This window comes from Stenotrophomonas sp. 05N423, assembly GCF_056397145.1.
Map to the genome: position 1 here is coordinate 171799 of NZ_JBFTMV010000007.1, position 19923 is coordinate 191721.

Sequence of the window (19923 nt, forward strand, 5' to 3'; positions counted from 1 at the left end):
GCGCGCTTCATGCCCCAGAAACACGGAACCCGCCTTGCGGCGGGTCCAGTGTGGAACGGCTGTCGAAGCAATCCGTGCGGATTACTTGATCTTGCCTTCCTTGTACAGAACGTGCTTGCGGACCACCGGGTCGTACTTCAGGAATTCCATCTTCCCGGGGGTGTTCTTCTTGTTCTTGTCCGTGGTGTAGAAGTGGCCGGTACCGGCCGAGGAAATCATACGGACCTTATCGCGCTTGCCTGCCATGATGTTTTACTCCTCAGACCTTTTCGCCGCGGGCACGCAGCTCAGCCAGAACGGAATCGATGCCGTTCTTGTCGATGGTGCGCAGTGCATGCGCGGAAACACGAAGCTTGACCCAGCGGTTTTCGCTGGCGACCCAGAAACGGCGCTCGTGCAGGTTCGGCTGGAAGCGACGACGGGTCTTGTTGTTGGCATGCGAGACGTTGTTACCCGTCTGCACCTTCTTGCCGGAAACTTGGCAAACTCGGGACATTGCGCACCTCGGTAATGTCGGTTGTATCTCCCTTGGCCAGGAAGATGGCGGCCCCGGCGGTTGTCCGCCACACGTCACGGGAGTCAGGGGTACGCTGCAGGGCGGCCGGGCGACGTGCTGCCGGCCGCCGGCCCGGGATTCCGGGCACAGCGAGCCGCGCATTATGCGTGCTGGGCACCACGATGGCAAGTTGCCCACAGATACCCACCCGGGAGGCCCGATGCGACTGCTGGCACTGACCTACGGCACTGAAGGCGACACCCGGCCGCTGGCCGCGCTGTGCCATGGCCTGATCGGTGCCGGCCATACGGCCACCCTGCTGGCCGACGGCGGCACCCTGGACAGCGCACGGGCGCTCGGCGTGCCGCATGCGGCGCTGGAGGGCGACATCCGCCAGGAGATCGGCGCCCTGGTCGCCGGCGGCAACGGCGTGGCCGCCGCCACCCGTGGCCTGGCCGGGCTGGCCCGGCGCCATATCGCCGGTTGGACGCAGCAGGCCGATGCCGCCGCGCGGGAGTGCGACGCGATCCTGGCCGGCGGGCTGGCCGCCTTCGTGGGCATGAGCGTGGCCGAGCGCCACGGCCTGCCGCTGATCGGCACCGGCATGATCCCGCTGACGCCGACCCGCGCCTTTCCCTCGCCGTTCCTGCCGCCGGGACGGATCGCCAACTGGCTCGGCCGCGCCAGCTACGGGCTGGTCAACGGCCTGATCTGGCGCCAGTTCCGCGGCCCGCTCAACCGCGCCCGCCAGCAGGTGCTGGGCCTGCCGCCGCGTCGCTCGCTGTGGACCGGCCTGCCGATGCTGTACGGCATCTCGCCCAGCCTGCTGCCGCATCCGGACGACTGGCCGGCCGACCACCGCATCTGCGGCCAATGGCGCCTGCCGGAAGCGGAATGGGTACCGCCCTCCGCCCTGCAGGCCTTCCTCGACGCCGGCCCACCACCGGTCTACCTTGGCTTCGGCAGCATGGCCGGGTTCGACCGCGACAAGGTGTTGCCCGCCCTGCTGGCCGCGCTGGCGCCGCGCCGCGTCCTGCTGTCCCCCGGCTGGGCCGGGGTGCCGGACACGGCACTGCCGGACAACGTCTTCGTGATTGGACCAGCACCTCACGAGGCGCTGTTTCCGCGCTGCGCACTGGCGATCCACCACGGCGGCAGCGGCACCTCGCATTCGGCCTGCCGGGCCGGCGTACCGTCGCTGGTGCTGCCGTTCGCCGGCGACCAGTTCTTCTGGGCCGACCGCCTGCGACGCCTCGGCGTGGCACCGCCCGCGCTGTCGCCGAAACGGCTGGACGCCCCGACGCTGGCGAAGGCGCTTGCCTTCGCCGAGCAGGCGCAGACCCGCGCCAATGCCGCCGCCCTGGGGCAGGCAATGGCCGCCGAGGACGGCGTGGCGGACGCGGTGACGGCGATCGACGCGCTGGCGCGACGCTAGTCCAGCAAGGCATCTGCGGGAACGAGCCCGGGACGACCATCCGGGCGCGAAGAACCGCGTGGGCCGTCGGCCGCCCGTTCGATGGGCGGAATCGGGGCATACGGCCACCAGCCCGGGATCCAGCGCACGGCGAGCCGGAGACGCCGGCAATGACAGGCCACCCCGGGCCGTATCAATCGCCCAGCAGCTGGCCGGAAATCTCCAGCGCCCGTGCCGCATCCAGCGGCGCGGATCTGCCGGCTCCCTTGCTGTCGATCTGGTTGACCATCATGACCTCGGCATCGGGCAGGTGCAGCCAGAAGGTCACAAATACCGCACCGGCGTCGTGCTCCGTGCGGATCGCCGCGGTTCCGCCCCGGCGCTCGAACGCCGGCACCGGGACCGGCGTGATGCCGCTCCCCGCAGGCGAGCCGTCATCCACCGGCACCGGCCCGATACCGGGCGCCACCCGCACCTGCAGGCTGAACGAGCGACCGGTCGGCACATCCCACCAGGCGCATTGAAGACCGGCATCGGCGGGCTGCGGATCGCCAGGTACCGGTTCCATGCCGCTGATCAGCTCGCCCGACAGGGCGGCCAGCGCATCGCAGCCGGTGACTGCCAGGTGCGATGCCGTCGCCGGAGACGAGGACGCCGGCGTGGCGACGGCCCCGCCCTGGGATGCGTCGCCGCCGCCCGGCGAACAACCGGCCAGCAGCAGCAACAGGACAGGCAGTGAGGTGGGGAATACGCGCACGACGCTCTCCGTGAGGCAGATTGGAACGAGGACGCATGCTGCGTCATTCCTGCCGCCCGTATCTGAGCGCCTCATTCAGGCATGACGACAATCCGGGGTGGGCGATGGCCGCCGAAGACGGCGTGGCGAGCGCAGCGGCGCGACGCCAGCCATCGGCACGCCCTCGCCCGCCGGCTCACTCGGGCGCGAAGGACAGGGTGCGCTGCCACCGCAACGGCGTGGTCGCGCGCGCCGGGTCCGGCGGGAACAGGCTCATGTAACCGGCGGCGATGGCGCGGTCGCGGATGCGCTCGCCGACGCCTTCGGCGACCTCGACCTCGACATGGGTCACGCGCCCCTGCGGGTCCACCTCCATCGCCCAGACCAGCCGGCCGCTCCATTCCGCCGCCGGAATCGCGGCGTCGTAGTTCGGGCGGCCGGCCACATAGGGGATGCCGCGTTCGAGGTAGTAGGGCGAATCCTCGATGCGCGGATCGACGCGGATGCCGGCCTTGTTCGTGCGGCCGTCGCCAAGGACGACGCGCGCCGTCCACTCCCCCGCCGCGCCGCCGTCACCGAGGTCGGCACGATGGCACTGTTTGGTCCCGCGGTAGTCGTCGTACCGGTGCAGCGACACCTGCTTGCCGTCGGCGTCCAGCAGCTCCAGTTGCAGCCCGCCCACATCGGTGGGCGTGGCGGTGGCGGCGACGCAGATCTGGTGGTCGTGGTTGCCCTGCATGACGAACTGACGGGTCTGCTGGCGGGCGATCGCATCGGCCGGCGGCTTCGACCACAGGAACTCGATGTAGATGTCGCGGTCTTCCACGGCGGCCGCACTGCCCGCGCACAACGACAACAGACCCATCACCGCAAGACGATGCAATCGCATGAACCGCTCCCTGGATGTATCGCCGGACTCTAGCCAGCGGAGTCCACGGGCATCAAGTCAGAGCGCCGTCGCCCGCAGTTCGCGCCAGGCCGCGCGCGCCACCGTCCATGCCGAACGCAGGAACAGCAGCAGCAAGGCCACGGCGATCAGCAGGTCCGGCCAGCCCGCGCCGAACACCCACACCGCCAGCGCGGCGAGGATCACCGCGCCGCCTTCGTAGGCGTCGTTCAGCGAGCATGCCCAGGCCGAGGCCAGGTTGATGTCGCCCTGCCGGTACGGCCACAGCAGGCGCAGGCACAGCAGGTTGGCGGCAAGATTCAGCAACGCCGCGATGCCCATGCTCTCGAACAGCGGCAGGTGCGGGTGGGCCAGCTTCCAGCCGATGCCCAGAGCCACCGCGATGGCCGCGCACAGGATGAAGGCCGCCTTGAGCAGGGCGACCCGCGCCTTGGCGGCGACGCTGGCACCGATCACCGCCAGGCTCAGCGCATAGGTCAGCGCGTCGCCGAGGCTGTCCAGGCTGCCGGACAGCAGCGAGGCCGAGCCGCTGTGCCAGGCCGCGGCCATCATCATCACGAAGGTGAGCAGGTTGATCGCCAGCACCCACACCAGCACACGCCGCTGGCGCACCTGCATGCGCTCGACTTCCAGGGTTTTGCCGCAGCCGCAACAGTCGCTCATTCCGGTTCCAGACAGGATGTTCCGGCAGATGTTCGCATCGATGGAAAGCGTTTGCAGTGCTTGCGCTGCCACGGGATTTCCGTGGATGCCAGCGATTCCAGGCGGTGGCGGCCCACCGGCCGCCATCGCTCTCCCCGCTCTGTTCTCTCCACCGCACGCGCGCCGGTGGCGCGCGTGAAGAGAGGTGCTCTGGTTTACTGCTCCCCGCGATGCAACCAGCGGTACAGCACCGGCAACACCAGCAGGGTCAGCAGGGTGGAGGACACGATGCCGCCGATCACCACCGTGGCCAGGGGGCGCTGTACTTCCGAGCCGGCGCCGACGTTGAAGGCCATCGGCACAAAGCCCAGCGAGGCCACCAACGCGGTCATCAGCACCGGCCGCAGGCGGCCCAGCGCACCGTCGCGCACCGCTTCCGGCAACGGCCGTCCCTGTTCGCGCAGGCTGCGCACGAAGCTGATCATCACCAGCCCGTTGAGCACCGCCACGCCGGACAGCGCGATGAAACCGACGCCCGCCGAGATCGACAACGGGATGCCGCGCAGCGCCAGCGCCAGCACGCCGCCGGTCAACGCCAGCGGCACGCCGCTGAACACGATGGCCGCATCCTTGCCCGAGCCGAACGCCCAGAACAGCATCGCGAAGATCAGCGCCAGCGTCACCGGCACCACCACCGCCAGGCGCTGGCTGGCCGAGATCAGCTGCTCGAAGCTGCCGCCATAGTCGATCCAGTAGCCGGCCGGCAGCTGCACGCGGGCGTCGATGGCCTGCTGCAGTTCGCCGACGAAACCGCCCAGGTCGCGGTCGCGCACGTTGGCGGTGACCACGATGCGGCGCTTGCCTTTGTCGCGGTTGATCTGGTTGGGGCCTTCGCTGGTCTCGATGCGCGCCAGTTCGCGCAGCGGCACCGTGCGCGGGTTGCCGGTGAGCGCGCCGGCGGCACCACCGCGGCTCAGCTCGTCGGCATTGCCGCTGGCCAGCGCGGTTTCCAGCGACACCGGCAGGTCCGCCAGCGCCGCCGGATCCTGCCGCAGTTCCTCGGGCAGGCGCACCACGATGTCGAAGCGGCGGTCGCCCTCGAACAACTGCCCCGCCACCTGCCCGCCCACCGCGGTGGCCACGGTGGACTGCACCTGGCCCGGGTTGAGGCCATAGCCGGCGAGCTTCTGCCGGTCCGGGGTGACGGTGAGCAGCGGCAGGCCACTGGTCTGCTCCAGCCGCACGTCGGCGGCGCCGGGTACGCCGGCGGCCACCTTCTCGATGCGGCGGCCGACTTCCATCAGCGTGTCCAGGTCGTCGCCGTACAGCATCACCGCCACGTCGGCACGCACGCCGGAGATCAGCTCGTTCATGCGCATCTGGATGGGCTGGGTGAACTCGTAGTTGTTGCCCGGCAGTTCCTCCACCGCCTCCTCCAGCTCGGCCAGCAGGCGCGCGCGTGGCTTGCGCGGGTCCGGCCACTGCCCGCGCGGCTTCATCATGATGAAGGTGTCGGCCACCGACGGCGGCATCGGATCGGAGGCCACTTCCGGCGTGCCGATCTTGGAGAACACCTTGGCCACTTCCGGGAACTGCAGCAGGCGCTGCTCGATCTGCCGCTGCATCTGCACCGACTGGGTCAGGCTGGTGCCGGGAATGCGCATGGCGTGCATCGCCACGTCGCCTTCGTCCAGGTTGGGCACGAACTCGCTGCCCAGCTTTGTTGCCAGCAGGCCGCAGCCGATCACCAGTACCAGCGCGCCAGCCACCATCCAGCGCCCGCGGCGCAGGGCGAAGTCCAGCAGCGGCTGGTAGCGCCGGCGCAGCCAGCCCATCAGCCGGTTCTCCTTCTCCTGCACGCGGCCGCCGAGGAACAGCGCGATCGCCGCCGGCACGAAGGTCAGGCACAGCAGCATGGCGCCGCTCAGCGCCAGCACCACGGTGATCGCCATCGGGTGGAACATTTTTCCTTCCACGCCGGTAAGGGCGAAGATCGGCAGGTACACGGCGGTGATGATCCCCAGGCCGAACAGGCTCGGACGGATCACCTCGGCGGTGGCGGCCGCGGTCTCGGCGAAGCGTTCGGCGCGGGTCATCGCCCGGCCCAGCGCATGCGTGCGCTGCCCGAAGCGGCGCAGGCAGTTCTCGATGATGATCACCGCGCCGTCCACGATCAGGCCGAAGTCCAGCGCGCCCAGGCTCATCAGGTTGGCCGACACGCCGCCGCGCGCCATGCCGGTGAGCGTGAACAGCATCGCCAGCGGGATCACCGCGGCGGTGATCAGCGCCGCGCGGAAGTTGCCCAGCAGCAGGAACAGCACCACGATCACCAGCAGCGCGCCTTCCAGCAGGTTCCTGGCCACGGTCTGGATGGTTCGGTCCACCAGCGCGGTGCGGTCGTAGCTGGCGGTGACGGTCACGCCCGCGGGCAGGCTGCGCTGCGCCTGTTCCAGCCTTGCCGCCGCGGCCTGCGCCACATCGCGGCTGTTGGCGCCGATCAGCATCACCACCGTGCCCATCACCACTTCGTGGCCGTTCTGGGTGGCCGCGCCGCTGCGCAGCTCGGGGCCATCGGCGACCATGGCGACGTCGTGCACATGGATCGGCACGCCCTCGCGGCGGTCGAGCACGATGTTGCCGATCTGCTCCAGGTCGGCGACCTGGCCGGGAACGCGCACCAGGAACTGCTGGCCATTGCGCTCGATGTAGCCGGCGCCCACGTTCTGGTTGTTGGCCTCGACCGCGGCGGCGACGTCCTCCAGGGTGAAGCCCAGCGCGCGCAGCTTTGCCGGGTCCGGGGTGATGTGCACCTGGCGCTGGAAACCACCGATGGTGTTGACCTCGGTGACGCCGGGCACGTTGCGCAGCTGCGGCCGGATCACCCAGTCCTGCAGGGTACGCAGGTCGGTGGCGGTGTAGGCGCTGCCATCGGGCTTGCGCGCCTCCGGGTCGGCATCGATGGTGTACATGAAGATCTCGCCCAGGCCGGTGGCGATCGGCCCGAGCTGCGGGTCCAGGCCGTCCGGGATCTGCGAGCGCGCCTGCTGCAGGCGTTCGGCCACCTGCTGGCGGGCGAAGTAGATGTCGGTGCCGTCCTCGAACACCACCGTCACCTGCGACAGCCCGTAGCGCGACAGCGAACGCACGCTCTCCATCTTCGGCAGCCCGGCCAGCACCGTTTCCACCGGGAACGTGATGCGCTGTTCTGTTTCCAGCGGCGAGTAACCGGGCGCGGACGTATTGATCTGCACCTGCACGTTGGTGATGTCGGGCGTGGCGTCGATCGGCAGGCGGGTGAAGCTCCAGGCGCCGAGCAGCACCAGCGCGCCGGTGAGCAGCAGCATCAGCCAGCGGTGGGCGATGGCCGCGCCGATGATGCGTTCGAGCAGGCCGGCGCGCGGCGTGAGGTCAGTGCTCATGGCCCGCCCCCGCCTTGCCGATGTCGGCCTTCACCGTATAGCTCTGCTCGACGACCACCTCTTCGCCGGCCTGCAGGCCGGCGCTGACCGCCACCTGCCGCGCGTCGCGCGCGCCGAGCGTGACCGGCCGCGCCTGGTAGGTATCGCCGGTGCGCACGAACACCACGTCGCGGCCGTCCATGTTCTGCAGCGCGGTCAGCGGTACCACGATGCCGGCCGGCGTGCTGGCCACGACGATGCGCGCGCGCACCGCCGCGCCCGGCCGCCACAGGCCGTCGGCGTTGTCCACGGTGGCGCGCGCCACCGTGCTCTGGCTGGCGGTGGCGGTGCCCGGCAGCACGCGCTCGAGCGTTGTTGTCTGGCTGACGCCGTCGGTCATGCGGGTGACGGTGACCGGCACGCCGGCGGTAATGTGCTGGGTATCGGCGCCGAAGATGTGCAGGTCCACCCACAACTGCGAGAGATCGCCGATCTCGAACAGCAGTTGGCCTTCGCCGGCGACGCCGCCCACCTGGGCCTGGCGCGACAGCACCACGCCGGAGATCGGCGCACTGATGCCGTAGGTGGTCAGGCTCAGGTTGCTGTCGATGCTGGCCAGCGGCTGGCCGGCGCGCACGCGGTCGCCGACGTTGGCGCGCAGCGCGCGGATCGGGCCGGGGAAACGCGCGGTGACCTGCGCCATGCACCCATCGATCGGCGCCAGCAGGCCCTGCACGTCGTGCTCGTCGGCGATGGTGCCCGCGCCCACGGCGGCACTGACGATGCCGGCGGCCTTGGCACGCGCGGCGGGGATGATGGTCTTTTCGGGCGCGTCATCTTCGCCAGCGTGGTCGTCGCTCTCACCATCGGCATGGGCGTGGCCGTCCTGTGCGGCGTCCTTGCCGGTGGCGACCGGATCGCCACCGCAGGCGGTGAGCGCGGCCAGCAGCACGGCAAGCGCGGCCAGGCGGAACATCGGAGTGGCAGGCAGGGAAGCCTTCATGGCGTGTTTCCTTCGGAAGCGGTGGCGACCAGGGGTTGCCCGGTCAGGCGCTGGATTTCGATCAGGGCGGTCTGTGCGGCAAGCGCGGCATCGAGCTGGCGTTGCCGCGCCTCGATGCGCATGGCCTGCAGCTGCGCCCATTCCAGGTAGCTGATGGCGCCGGCGCGCCAGGCGGTCTCGGCGGCCTTCTCGGCGCGCTGCAGCTGCGGCAGCACGTCACTGTCCATGCGCGCCACTTCCAGCCGCGCGGTGCCGTAACGGCCATGGGCCTCGGCGAGCGTGGCGTACAGCTGCAGCGCGCGCGATTCGCGCTCCACCGCGCTCATCGCCAGTTCGGCCTGGGCGGCGCGGATTTCCGGCCCGGCACGACGGGCGCTGCCCAGCGGCAGGCTGAAGCCGCCGACCAGCGAGGTGTCGCTGCTGGCGCGGTTGTTGCGCACACCCAGCTGCCAGGACAGATCGCTGCGCTGTTGGCTGCGCGCCAGCTGCAGCTGCGCCTCGCGCACGCGCGCTTCGCCGGCGACTGCCGCCAGTTCCGGCATGTCGGACAGCAACGCCGCCAACTGCTGGAAATCCTGCAGCGCCGGCAGCTGCAGCGGATCGCCGCTGACCACGGCGAAGTCCGCTTCGCGCGCGTTCCACAATGCGGCCAGCGCCAACCGCGCGGCGCGCTCGGCTTCCCCGGCGCGGTCGCGGTCCAGCTCGGCCTGGGCCAGCGCCGCCTGCGCGGTCATCAGCGTGGACGCGGGCGAGGCGCCGGCCTGCAGGCGCAGGCGCGCGGCGGCGACCGCACGGAGGCGCTGCTCGATGTCGTCCAGCGCGATCCGGCGCTGGACGCTCGCGGCGGTGATGGCCAGGTAGCGGCGCGCCACCTCGGCCATCAGGTCCAGGCGGGTGATCTCGCGCTGCGGGGCCAGCGTGTCGATGCTGGCCTGCGCCAGCGCGCGGCGGGCGTCGAGCTTGCCGCCGCGTTCGAGCACGCCGGCCAGCGAGACGGTGACTTCGGTGGCGTCGAAGCCGCGGCTGTCGCCGCTGCCCAGGGCATTCTCGATGTCCACGCCGAACACCAGCGGCGGCTTGAAACCGGCGCCGTCATGGCGGGCCTGGGCAGCGGCGCGCTGCAGCTCGGGCAGGCGCAGGTCGGGATGGGTCCGGGCGACGCGGCTGACCGCCTCGTCCAGGGTCAAGGGTGCAGGCGACGATGGCACCTGCGCGATGGCGCACGGTGCGATCGCCAAGGCCGCAAGCGCGGCCAGGCGTTTCCACATGGGGAATCTCCGGTTTTCGGGAAAAGATCGGGACGTCCGCGCGGCGGACGCAGGATCAGACCGGAATCGGAGGGCGCAGCAGGCTTTCCGTGGGAGCCGGGCGCCAGCGGGTGTCGTGCGGGGTGGCGCCGGTGGCGGCCGGCGGCATCGCCACGTCCCATGCCACGGCGGCGAACGGCAGCACGCCGCCGTGGCCGTGGCAGTGGCCGCAATGCACGAGCGCGTGCAGCAGGCGGGCGCTGCCGTCGGTTTCATCGTGGCCGGTATCGGCTTCCAGCACCGGATCGTGCACGGTCACCGGATGATCGGCATGGGTCATCGCATGCAGCTCGCCCAGCGCCGAGGCCAGCGCGCCGCCGGCAGTGCCGAGCGCGACCACCGCCAGCACCAGCAGGCGGAGCAGCAACGACGGCGGGCGGCGGCGCAGGAACGCGATCATGTGCGGCAGGGTAGCCGCGGCTCCACGCGTTACACAATCGCAGGGCTGCGGGCGTGTGCGGACCCGCTGCGCTCACCGCATCCGGATCGTGGGAGCGGGTTCGGTTGCGACCGCCGCTTTCCGTCAAAAGTGCGCGGCGGTTGAAGTCACCCTGCAGGTTTCATGGAGTGTCGGCTGGCCGCCAGCACTGCATGCTCTCGTGCCGGGGCCTGCGTCGCAGACCCCGGGTTCGGCATCCGGTCATGCGCTGGCGGTTCGGGCGGCGCTCGCCGGAAGGACCGCGGCGATCAACCGCGTCAGGCCTTCTTGCGTTCCTCGATGTAGGCCTTGATCTGCCGTTCCAGCACCGGCAGCGGCACCGAGCCCTGCCTGAGCACGGCATCGTGGAAGGATTTGACGTCGAACCTGTCGCCCAGCTCCTTCTCTGCCTGCGCGCGCAGCTTGACGATGGTGATCTCGCCCAGCTTGTAGCTCAGCGCCTGCGCCGGCCAGGAGATGTAGCGGTCCACTTCGGTGGTCACTTCATGTTCGCTCAGCGCGGTGTGGTCGCGCAGGTAGGCGATGGCGCGCTCGCGGCTCCAGCCGTAGTGGTGCACGCCGGTGTCGATGACCAGGCGGCAGGCGCGCCACATCTCGTAGGTCAGGCGGCCGAAATCCTCGTATGGGGTCTCGTAGATGCCCATCTCGATGCCGAGCTTCTCGCTGTACAGGCCCCAGCCTTCGCCGTAGGCGGAGATGTAGGCGCCGCGGCGGAAGTCCGGCTGCTCGCCCTGCTCGGCGGCGAGCGCCCCCTGCAGCGCGTGGCCCGGGTCGGATTCGTGCAGGGTCAGCGCCGGCAGGTTGTACAGCGGGCGGGCCGGCAGGTTGTAGGTGTTGACCCAGTAGGTACCCATGCCGCCGCGGCCGGCGGTCCAGAACGGGGCGATGTCCGGCGGCACCGGCACGATGGTGAAGCGCGCTCGCGGCAGGGTCATGAACTTGCCGATCACCCCGTCCACGCGCTTGGAGATCCATGCCGCGCGCCACAGCAGCTCTTCCGGGGTCTTGGCGTAGAACTGCGGGTCGGTGCGCAGGAATTCGAGGAAATCGGCGAAGCGGGTCTGCTCGCTCTTTCCCTTGAAGCCCACCTTGTCGATGATCGCGTTCATCTCCTGCTGGATGCGGTTGACCTCGCTCAGGCCCAGCGCATGGATCTGCTGCGGGCTCATGTCCAGCGTGGTGTATTCGCGGATCTGCTGGCGGTAGAACGCCTTGCCGCCCGGCATCTTCTCCGCGGCCAGGGTGGTGCGCGCCTGCGGCACGTATTCCTCGCGGAAGAACGCCAGCAGTTTGCCGAAGGCGGGGATCACGCTGCCGCCGATCGCCTGCTTTGCTTCCTCGCGCAGCTTCTGCTGCTCGTCGGCGGGAATGCTGGCGGGCAGCTTCTTGAACGGTGCGTACAGCGGCGACTCGGCCGGGTCCTTGAGGTCGGCCACGGTCGAGATCGACACGTCGCGACCTTCCAGCACCGCGCGCGGCACGCTGAAACCACGCTCCAGGCCGGCACGCATGTTGGCCGTCTGCTGGTCGAAATAGCGCGGCACATCGTTCAGGCGCGCGATGTAGTTGCGGTAGTCCTGCGCGGTCTTCATCTCGCGCCGGGCCATGAAGCCCAGGTTCGACCAGAACGAGGAATCCGAATTGAACGGCATCTCGTAGGCGCGCAGGCGCACCTCGTCGGCCAGGTTCTCCACCTGGTATCTGTAGATGGCGTAGTTGACCTGGTTCTCGGCCGAGAGCGTGGCCGGATCGACGGTCTTGAGCTGCTCCAATACCTCGTCCCACACCTTCAGCCGGGCTTCCTGCGCCTCCGGGCCGACATCCGGCAGGCGGGTGGCGTTGGCCGGGCCGTCCTCGTCCTCGCTGGCCTCGCCACCGCCGGTCTGGCGCCAGGCCCATTCCTTCTCGTAGATCGCCTTGAACCGCGCATCGGCGCCCTGTGCGGCCAGCGTGGCGGGCGCGGACGCCTTCGAAGGCGCGGCATGGACGACGGCGCCCGGCAGGGCAAGGGCGAGCAGAAGGGCGACGGACAGGGTGGTTTTCACGGACGGCGGACTCTTCGGAAAGCAGGGTCCGATCATGTCACCGGCGGGCGGGCGCTGCATGGATCGAAAGTCCTGCCCGAGGAACCGCCGCCGCAGGTCAGAAACTGCGGCAGCGCCCGCGAAGCGCCGTATCAGCCCGGGCTTCGTCCCGTTTGCCTGAGGACATCATCAAGAACGCCGAACATCTCCTCGATATGGCTCTGTTCGGCGATGAGCGGCGGCGAGACGACCATGCTGTCCCCGGTCGAACGCACCATGACGCCACGCTCCAGGCAGGCGAGGTGGCATTCGTAGGCGCGGCGGCCCGGCTTGCCGGGAATGGGCTCCAGGTCGATCGCCGCCAGCAGGCCGATGTTGCGGATGTCCAGTACGCCAGGGCTCCCTTTCAGCGCATGCGCCGCTTCGCCGAAGCCCGGTTCCAGCGCGGCCGCACGCTCGAACAGCCCTTCCTCGGCATAGACATCCAGCGTGGCCAGACCGGCTGCGCAGGCCAGGGGATGCCCGGAATAGGTATAGCCGTGCGGCAGTTCGATCCGGTCCGGCCCTCCCTGCATCAGCCCCTGGTGGATCTTGCCCGACACCAGCACCGCGCCCATCGGCGCGGCCCCGTTGGTCATGCCCTTGGCGCAGGTGATCATGTCGGGCACCACGCCGAAGTAGTCGGCACCGAACCCGCGCCCCAGCCGGCCGAAGGCGGTGATGACCTCATCGAAGATCAGCAGGATGCCGTGCTGGTCGCAGATTTCACGCAGCCGCTGCAGATAGCCCAGCGGCGGCACCAGCACGCCGGTGGAACCGGCCACCGGCTCGACGATGACCGCCGCGATGGACTGCGCGCCATGCAATTGCACGATGTCCGTCAGCGCATCGGCCAGATGCGCGCCCCAGGCCGGCTGGCCGACGGTATGGGCGCTCCGGGAGCGGTCGTAGGTATGCGGCAGGTGGTCCACGCTGGCCAGCAGGTTGCCGAAGGGCTGGCGATGGCTGCCGATGCCGCCCACCGAAATGCCGCCAAACCCCACGCCGTGGTAACCGCGTTCGCGGCCGATCAGGCGCACCCGGCCGGCATTGCCACCGGCATGGTGATAGGCCAGCGCGATCTTCAGCGCGGTGTCCACGGCCTCGGAGCCGGAATTGGTGAAGAACACATGGTCGATGCCCGCTGGCGCCAATGCGGTGATCCTTTCCGCCAGGGCGAAGGCGGCCGGATGGCCGAGCTGGAACGACGGCGCGTAGTCGAGTTCGCGCGCCTGGCGCGCGATGGCCTCGCTGATGCGGGGATGGCAGTGGCCGGCATTGACGCACCACAGGCCCGCCGCACTGTCCAGGACCCTGCGACCCTCCGGGGTGACGTAGTACATGCCGCTGGCGCTGCTGAACAGGCGGGGCGCCTGCTTGTACCGGCGATTGGACGTGAAAGGCATCCAGTAGGCATCCAGCCCTGCCTGGCTGACGCCGGCGGTAGGGGCAGTCGTCATGCGGTTCTCCTCGATTTGCCGCGGCACCCGCCGCACGAGCCTTGGACACCATCACCCAATGCTCGCCCGCATTTTGTACTTAATACATCAATAAAGCAATCAATCCCGGGAGCGGTCCGCCGGCTCCCCTTTCCACGGCACGGCAGCGCCCGGGCGCCCTGCCCGGCGCCGATGCGCGCTCAGAAGCGACTGGCCTTGAGCAGGTGCTGGTGCATCAGCAGGGCCGCCAGTTCCGCGTCGCCGGCCCCTACGGCCTGGAGGATCGCCAGATGCTCCTGGCAGGGGCCGCTGAGGTTGACCGGATTGTGGACATGGCGGCGATATTCCTCGACCCGCCGCAGCTGGTTATGGTGGCGGACGGACTCGAGCACGAAGCGGTTGCCGGAAAATCCGGCGAGCATCTCGTGGAAATGCGCATTGATGTCGAAGAACAGGCTCGAGGTCTGCTCCACCGGATCGAGCCCGAGGAAATCCAGGTGCGCCTGGCGCGATTGTTCCAGGGCCTCGCCATCGGCGCGGAAGGTTTTTTCCCGCAGCCCGCCGCACTCCACCATCAGGCGGAAACGATAGCTCTCGTACTTGGCCTGGTCCGAGTCCAGGGTGGGCTGGAATCCCCAGCCATGGCCCTTCCGCCGCACCAGCAGTCCTTCGTGGTTCAAGCGCAGCAAGGCCCGCATCAGCACGCTGCGCGGCACCTGGTAGCGCGCAAGCAGCTCGGCCTCCGACAGCACCTCCGGGAGTTGGCCCTGGACCCGGTCGGACAGGATGGACAGGTACAGTTCTTCGCCCGTCATCCCGATGCCCGCCAGTTCCTCGCCCGGCAGGACCTCGCTGACGGTGACGCCGGCATTGGCCCTGGACAACAGGTAGCCGCGCTCCTCCAGCAGCTTGAACGCGACCCGCACCGGCGTGCGCGAGACGCCGAAGCGCTGTGCAAGCGCCTGCTCGGTGAGGTGCTGCCCCGGCGCCAGCTCGCCGGTGCGGATCAGTCGGATGATCTGGTTGGCGATGTCCAGCTGCAGGGGGCTGGGGGAAGAAACCTTGGGTGCCTTCATTCTCGATCCGTTCAATGATGGTCCGCGCCGGCAATACCGGTATGACGGCCAACTTGATTGCATTATTACAAAAACCAATGCAATCTAAGGTGACACCCTTCATCCGGAGGGCCGTCCAGCCGATTCAGCCAAAAGCATAACCGGGCCGGCGAACCCCTCGCCGCCTCAACCGGGGACCACGATGACGCACCGCCACCGCAACCGGAAGTGGAGCCCACGCACGGCCGGCCTGCTGCTGGCCATCGTTGGCGCCGGGCTGTCCGGGTGCGGTACCGGCAGCGTCGCCGGCGCGGGGGACGGGGATTCCAGCGATGTCCTGCATGTGTCGCTCAACAACGACATCCGCAGCACCGACCCTGGCGTGAACCGCGATGCCAACACCGACAGCGTGATGATGCATGTGGTGGAAGGCCTGGTGGCGTACCGGGAGAACGGCATGCCGGCCCCCTTGCTGGCGCGCGACATCCGCATCTCGGACGAGGGCAGGACCTATACCTTCACGCTGCGCGACGGCGTGCGCTTCCACAACGGCGCGCCACTGACGGCCGGGGATGTGGTCTGGACCTGGCAGCGCTATCTCGACCCGTCCACCCACTGGACCTGCCTCTCCGACTTCGATGGCAGCCGCGGCGTCCGGATCGAATCGGTGGCCGCCGCCGACGCCAGGACCGTCGTGTTCCAGCTCGACCGCGCCTGGCCGATGCTGCTCACCCAGATGGCGGCATTGCCATGCGGTGCCGGCGGCATCCTGCACCGGGATTCGCTCAATGCCGACGGCAGCTGGAACCGCCCAATCGCCACCGGGCCATGGCAACTCGGTGAGTGGAAGCGCGGCCAGTACGTCGATCTGCTCGCCTTTCCCGGTTACGTTCCCGCCACGGGCGGGATGGACGGATATACGGGGCGGAAAGCGGCCCATTTCCGCAGGCTGCGCTGGCTGGTCATCCGCGACGATGCCTCGCGCCGCGCCGCGCTGGTGAAGGGCCAGATCGACGTGATGCCGGAAGTGTCGCTGTCGGACATCGAGCAGCTGCGCCGGTTTGGCAACCTGCGCCTGGAGGCGGTGCCCGCGATGTCGACATCGGCATTGCTGCTGCAGGACCAGGACCCGCTGCTGTCCGATCCCAAGCTGCGCCAGGCCATCGCCTACAGCCTGGACACGGACATCATCGCGCGCCTGGCGACCGGCGGTACCGGCGTGGCGAACGCGTCGCTGGTTCCCACCATGAGCCCCTATTTCTCCATGGCGCAGCGCCATGGCCGGAGCCGCGACCTGGCGCTGGCCAGGCGCCTGCTGGCCGAGTCGCGTTACCGCGGCGAACGCCTGGTGATGCTGACCAACCGGCGCTATCCGGAAATGTACGCGCAGGCGCTGATGATCCAGTCGATGGCGCGCGAGGCCGGCATCAACATCGAGATGCAGGTGCTGGAATGGGCCACCCAGCTGGACAGGTACCAGAGCGGCAACTTCCAGCTGATGTCGTTCGCCTACACCACCCGGGTCGATCCGTTCATGAGCTACGACTCGGTATTGGGCGATCGCCAGAAGAACCGACGCAAGATCTGGGACAACCCAGAGGCGATCGCCCTGCTCGCGCAGGCCGGCACCAGCGCCGATCCGCAGGAGCGGCAGCGCCTGTTCGACCGGCTGCATGCGCTGATGCTGGCCGACGTGCCGCTGGTCATGCTCTACAACCTGGCCGACGTGAATGCGGTCAACCGTTCGGTCTCGGGCATCCGGCCATGGCCGATCGGCCGGCTGCGGCTGTGGAACGTGCAACGCATCGCGCCGGACGAGCCGGTGTACTCCGCCCCATCACCCTGACCCGATGAACCACCGAGGCCCATCGCCATGAACGCCCTGCCCACCGCCCATGCACGCCCGCTCCTGCGTGGCTCCTTCCTTGCCGCGCTTGCGGTGGCGGCCTTCGCGGCGCCGCTGGCCATGTGGCCGTCCGCGGTCCATGCGGCACCGCCCGAGGAAGGCGTGCTGTCCAGGCACATCAACCTGGATGCGGACGACACCGCGACCAAGCTCGACATCCTGATGCACACCCTGTACGCGCAGGAGCAGCGCATCATCGCCCTGCAGTTCCGGATGGAATACGGCGAGCGGGTGGACATGAAGCTGGCCTACTTCCCCACCGACGACAACTCGCTGATCCCGGGCTACGTATTCACCCCCAAGGCCATGCCGGCCGGCAAACGCCACCCGGCCATCGTGCTGGTGCATGGCGGGTTCCACGAACGGTTCAATACCGAGTGGTTCCGCTTCATCGACGAGGCGGTGGCGCAGGGATACGTGCTGATCTTCCCCGAGTACCGCGGCAGCCGCGGCTATGGCGACAATCATTTCCGGAACGAATACGGCAACACCGACGTCGCCGACGTACTCGCGGCATCGGACTACTTCGCCACCAAGGATTTCGTCGATCCGTCGCGCATGGGCATCTATGGCACCAGCCGCGGAGGCATGGTCACGCTGCTCGCCATCCAGAAGCGCCCGACCCTGTTCCAGGCCGCGATCGACGTGGTGGGGCTGACCGACTTCGTCGCCTACATGGGCTACAAGCCGGAATACCGCCGGCGCGAGGTCGCCAACAGCGCGACCTTCGGCGGCAAGCTGCCGCACGAGAACCTGCCCGCCTACATGGCCGCCTCGCCGATCAACAACGTCGATGCGATCCAGACACCACTGCTGGTGCTGGCGACCACGGGCGACCAGATCGCGCCCGTCGCCCTGCACACCGGACGGCTGCTGGATGCGTTGAAGGCACGCGGCAAGGTATTCGAAGCCCACATCTACGACAACGCGCCCGGCGGCCACGTGCTGGCCCATGGCGACACCGAGGAACAGCGCGACGCACACCGGCGCATGTTCGATTTCCTCGCCCGCTACCTGAAGCCCTGAACACCTCACTCCCACCTGCTGCCGAGAGGATCCACATGCGCTCATCGAAGACATTGCGCCATCGCCTGGCCTGCCTGCTCCTGCTGTTCCTGTGCGCCATCGCCCTGCCCGGCATGGCGGCCGATCCGCGCGACAGCGGCCCGCTGGAACTGGTGGTCATGGTGCACGTGCCGCCCGGCCAGCGCCTGGCCCTGCGCGAGGCCCTGCAGTCCGACGGACTGCGCCAGTACGCGCAGTGGAAGCGCGAAGGCCTGCTGGGCGACTACCTGGTCCTGTTCAACCGCTACGTGGACAACGAGAACTGGGATGCGATGGTCACCCTGACATTCGCCGACCATGCCGCCGCGGCGCGCTGGAAGCAGATCGAGCGCAGCCGCCCGGCCGGGTTGCCGCCGGCAGCACTGGCGGTGGCCTCGAAGATCGAATCGGCGCCGTCGGACCTGCACCACCGCCGCGCCGCCGACGGCGAGGTGTCCCCGGCCGACGCCGTGTACGTGGTACTGCCCTACAACTACCACGTCAGCACCAACGAATACCTCGACTACGTGGGCACCTATCTGCTCCCGCAGACCGATGGCTGGCTGCGCGAAGGCGTGCTGAAGAGCTACGACGTCATCCTGAACCGCTATCCGGCCGGCCGCTGGTGGTCGTCGCTGCTGGTGCTGCAGTACCGCAACGACGATGCGCTCGGTCGCCGCGACGCGGCGATGGCCAAGGTGCGCGCGGAGCTGCGCGCGACTAACCCGGCATGGAAGGCGGCCAGCGACAGCAAGCAGAACATCCGCGACGGCCGCCAGTACATCATCGCCGACAGGCTGGTGCCATGAACGCCATGACCAACTCGCAGTGGATGCAGCGGCGCCGCGATGCCGTGCCGCGCGGCGTCGGCCAGGCCCACGCCCTGTTCGCCGAGCGGGCCGAGAACGCCGAGCTGTGGGACGTGGAGGGCCGCCGCTACATCGACTTCACCGGCGGCATCGCCGTGCTCAACACCGGCCATCGCCACCCCGCGGTCATGGCTGCCGTGCAGGCGCAGATGGAACGCTTTACCCATACCTGCTTCCAGGTGGTGGCCTACGACAGCTACGTTGAAGTGGCCGAACGGCTCAACGCGCTCGCACCCGGCGACTTCGCCAAGAAGACCCTGCTGCTGAGCAGCGGCGCGGAGGCGCTGGAGAACGCGGTCAAGATCGCACGCTGCCATACCGGGCGTTCGGGCGTGATCTGCTTCACCGGTGGCTACCACGGGCGGACACTGATGACGCTGGCGATGACCGGCAAGGTGCAGCCCTACAAGACCGGCTTCGGCCCATTCCCGGCCGAGACCTTCCACGCGCTGTTCCCCAATCCGCTGCACGGCATTTCCATCGAAGACGCCAAGGCGTCGCTGGCGCAACTGTTCAGGAACGACATCGAGCCCAGCCGTGTGGCGGCCATCGTGATCGAACCGGTGCAGGGTGAAGGCGGCTTCCATGTCGCGCCACCGGAGTTCCTTCGCCACCTGCGCGAGGTCTGCGACACGCATGGCATCCTGCTGGTGGCCGACGAAGTGCAGACCGGCGCGGGCCGTACCGGCACCTGGTTCGCCATCGAGCAGAGCGGCGTTGCGCCGGACCTGATCACGACCGCGAAGTCGCTGGCCGGCGGACTCCCGCTGTCCGCCGTGGTCGGCCGTGCCGAGGTCATGGACGCGCCCGGCCCGGGTGGCCTGGGCGGCACCTATGCAGGCAATCCGCTGGCCTGCGCCGCCGCCCTGGCGGTGATGCGCGCCTTCGACGAGGAAGCACTGCTGGCACGCAGCCGCCAGCTTGGCGAACAGTTGATGCAGCGCCTGCGCGCCCTGCAGCGCGAGCATCCACGCATCGCCGATGTCCGCGGGCTGGGTGCGATGGTCGCGTTCGAGCTGTTCGACGATCGCGGCCAGCCGGACGCGGCCGCCACTTCCGCGCTGGTGGCACGCGCGGCCGGACGTGGCCTGCTGCTGTTGTCCTGCGGCAGCCATGGCAACGTGGTGCGCATCCTCGTTCCGATCACCGCCGCGCCGGCATTGATCGAGGAAGGAATGGCGATCCTGCAGGACTGCCTGTAGGAA

At 69.1% G+C, this 19923-nt stretch carries 17 protein-coding genes; 5 read left to right on the plus strand and 12 right to left on the minus strand.

Annotation, left to right across the window (positions count from 1 at the left end):
• Positions 1-81: 81 nt before the first annotated feature.
• Positions 82-249, minus strand: coding sequence for a 50S ribosomal protein L33 (rpmG, locus tag AC1DGW_RS12585; protein ID WP_169411268.1), 168 nt, complete (start codon positions 247-249; stop codon positions 82-84).
• A gap of 10 nt (positions 250-259) precedes the next feature.
• Positions 260-496: a 50S ribosomal protein L28 gene (gene rpmB, locus AC1DGW_RS12590; RefSeq protein WP_054668347.1), complete on the minus strand. Its 237-nt coding sequence runs from the start codon at positions 494-496 to the stop codon at positions 260-262.
• Positions 497-716: 220 nt separating this feature from the next.
• Between rpmB and AC1DGW_RS12595 the strand changes: the two genes are divergently transcribed.
• Complete coding sequence (locus AC1DGW_RS12595; protein WP_478023426.1) at positions 717-1931, plus strand: glycosyltransferase; 1215 nt, start codon at positions 717-719, stop codon at positions 1929-1931.
• 172 nt (positions 1932-2103) lie between these two features.
• On the opposite strand, the gene AC1DGW_RS12600 is transcribed toward AC1DGW_RS12595, so the two are convergent.
• The 10 genes from AC1DGW_RS12600 to AC1DGW_RS12645 form a co-directional block, all read right to left on the minus strand.
• Positions 2104-2667 carry a hypothetical protein gene (locus AC1DGW_RS12600; protein WP_478023429.1) on the minus strand — a complete coding sequence of 188 codons (564 nt, stop codon included), beginning with the start codon at positions 2665-2667 and terminating at the stop codon, positions 2104-2106.
• A 175-nt stretch (positions 2668-2842) separates the two neighbouring features.
• Positions 2843-3535 carry a hypothetical protein gene (locus AC1DGW_RS12605; RefSeq protein ID WP_478023431.1) on the minus strand — a complete coding sequence of 231 codons (693 nt, stop codon included), beginning with the start codon at positions 3533-3535 and terminating at the stop codon, positions 2843-2845.
• A 57-nt stretch (positions 3536-3592) separates the two neighbouring features.
• Entirely contained in the window at positions 3593-4216 is a 624-nt protein-coding gene (locus AC1DGW_RS12610) for a cation efflux transmembrane domain-containing protein (RefSeq protein WP_478023433.1), read from the minus strand.
• Between the two features lie 194 nt (positions 4217-4410).
• Positions 4411-7584 (minus strand): efflux RND transporter permease subunit, encoded by a 3174-nt coding sequence (locus AC1DGW_RS12615; protein WP_478023536.1) that lies wholly within the window; start codon positions 7582-7584, stop codon positions 4411-4413.
• Between the two features lie 19 nt (positions 7585-7603).
• On the minus strand, positions 7604-8596 hold the full coding sequence (locus tag AC1DGW_RS12620; RefSeq protein WP_478023436.1) for an efflux RND transporter periplasmic adaptor subunit: 993 nt from the start codon (positions 8594-8596) through the stop codon (positions 7604-7606).
• Entirely contained in the window at positions 8593-9864 is a 1272-nt protein-coding gene (locus AC1DGW_RS12625) for a TolC family protein (RefSeq protein ID WP_478023438.1), read from the minus strand. The genes AC1DGW_RS12620 and AC1DGW_RS12625 overlap by 4 nt, the downstream gene beginning before the upstream one ends.
• 55 nt (positions 9865-9919) lie before the next feature.
• Complete coding sequence (locus AC1DGW_RS12630) at positions 9920-10303, minus strand: hypothetical protein (RefSeq protein WP_478023440.1); 384 nt, start codon at positions 10301-10303, stop codon at positions 9920-9922.
• Between the two features lie 296 nt (positions 10304-10599).
• The gene (locus tag AC1DGW_RS12635; protein WP_478023442.1) at positions 10600-12387 is read right to left on the minus strand and encodes a DUF885 domain-containing protein; all 1788 of its coding nucleotides are present in this window, start codon (positions 12385-12387) and stop codon (positions 10600-10602) included.
• Positions 12388-12518: 131 nt separating this feature from the next.
• On the minus strand, positions 12519-13865 hold the full coding sequence (gene aptA, locus AC1DGW_RS12640; protein WP_478023444.1) for an omega-aminotransferase AptA: 1347 nt from the start codon (positions 13863-13865) through the stop codon (positions 12519-12521).
• Positions 13866-14044: 179 nt separating this feature from the next.
• Positions 14045-14920 carry a GntR family transcriptional regulator gene (locus tag AC1DGW_RS12645; protein ID WP_478023446.1) on the minus strand — a complete coding sequence of 292 codons (876 nt, stop codon included), beginning with the start codon at positions 14918-14920 and terminating at the stop codon, positions 14045-14047.
• 181 nt (positions 14921-15101) lie between these two features.
• Between AC1DGW_RS12645 and AC1DGW_RS12650 the strand changes: the two genes are divergently transcribed.
• From AC1DGW_RS12650 to gabT, 4 genes are read left to right on the plus strand one after another with little or no spacing between them, the layout of a single operon-like run.
• Positions 15102-16745: an ABC transporter substrate-binding protein gene (locus AC1DGW_RS12650; RefSeq protein ID WP_478023448.1), complete on the plus strand. Its 1644-nt coding sequence runs from the start codon at positions 15102-15104 to the stop codon at positions 16743-16745.
• 27 nt (positions 16746-16772) lie between these two features.
• Positions 16773-17831 (plus strand): alpha/beta hydrolase family protein, encoded by a 1059-nt coding sequence (locus AC1DGW_RS12655; protein WP_478023450.1) that lies wholly within the window; start codon positions 16773-16775, stop codon positions 17829-17831.
• A 35-nt stretch (positions 17832-17866) separates the two neighbouring features.
• A complete protein-coding gene (locus AC1DGW_RS12660; protein WP_478023452.1) occupies positions 17867-18658 on the plus strand; it encodes a hypothetical protein in 792 nt (263 codons plus the stop codon).
• Positions 18655-19920: a 4-aminobutyrate--2-oxoglutarate transaminase gene (gene gabT / locus AC1DGW_RS12665; protein WP_478023455.1), complete on the plus strand. Its 1266-nt coding sequence runs from the start codon at positions 18655-18657 to the stop codon at positions 19918-19920. Before AC1DGW_RS12660 ends, gabT begins: the two co-directional genes overlap by 4 nt.
• The last annotated feature ends 3 nt before the right edge of the window (positions 19921-19923 follow it).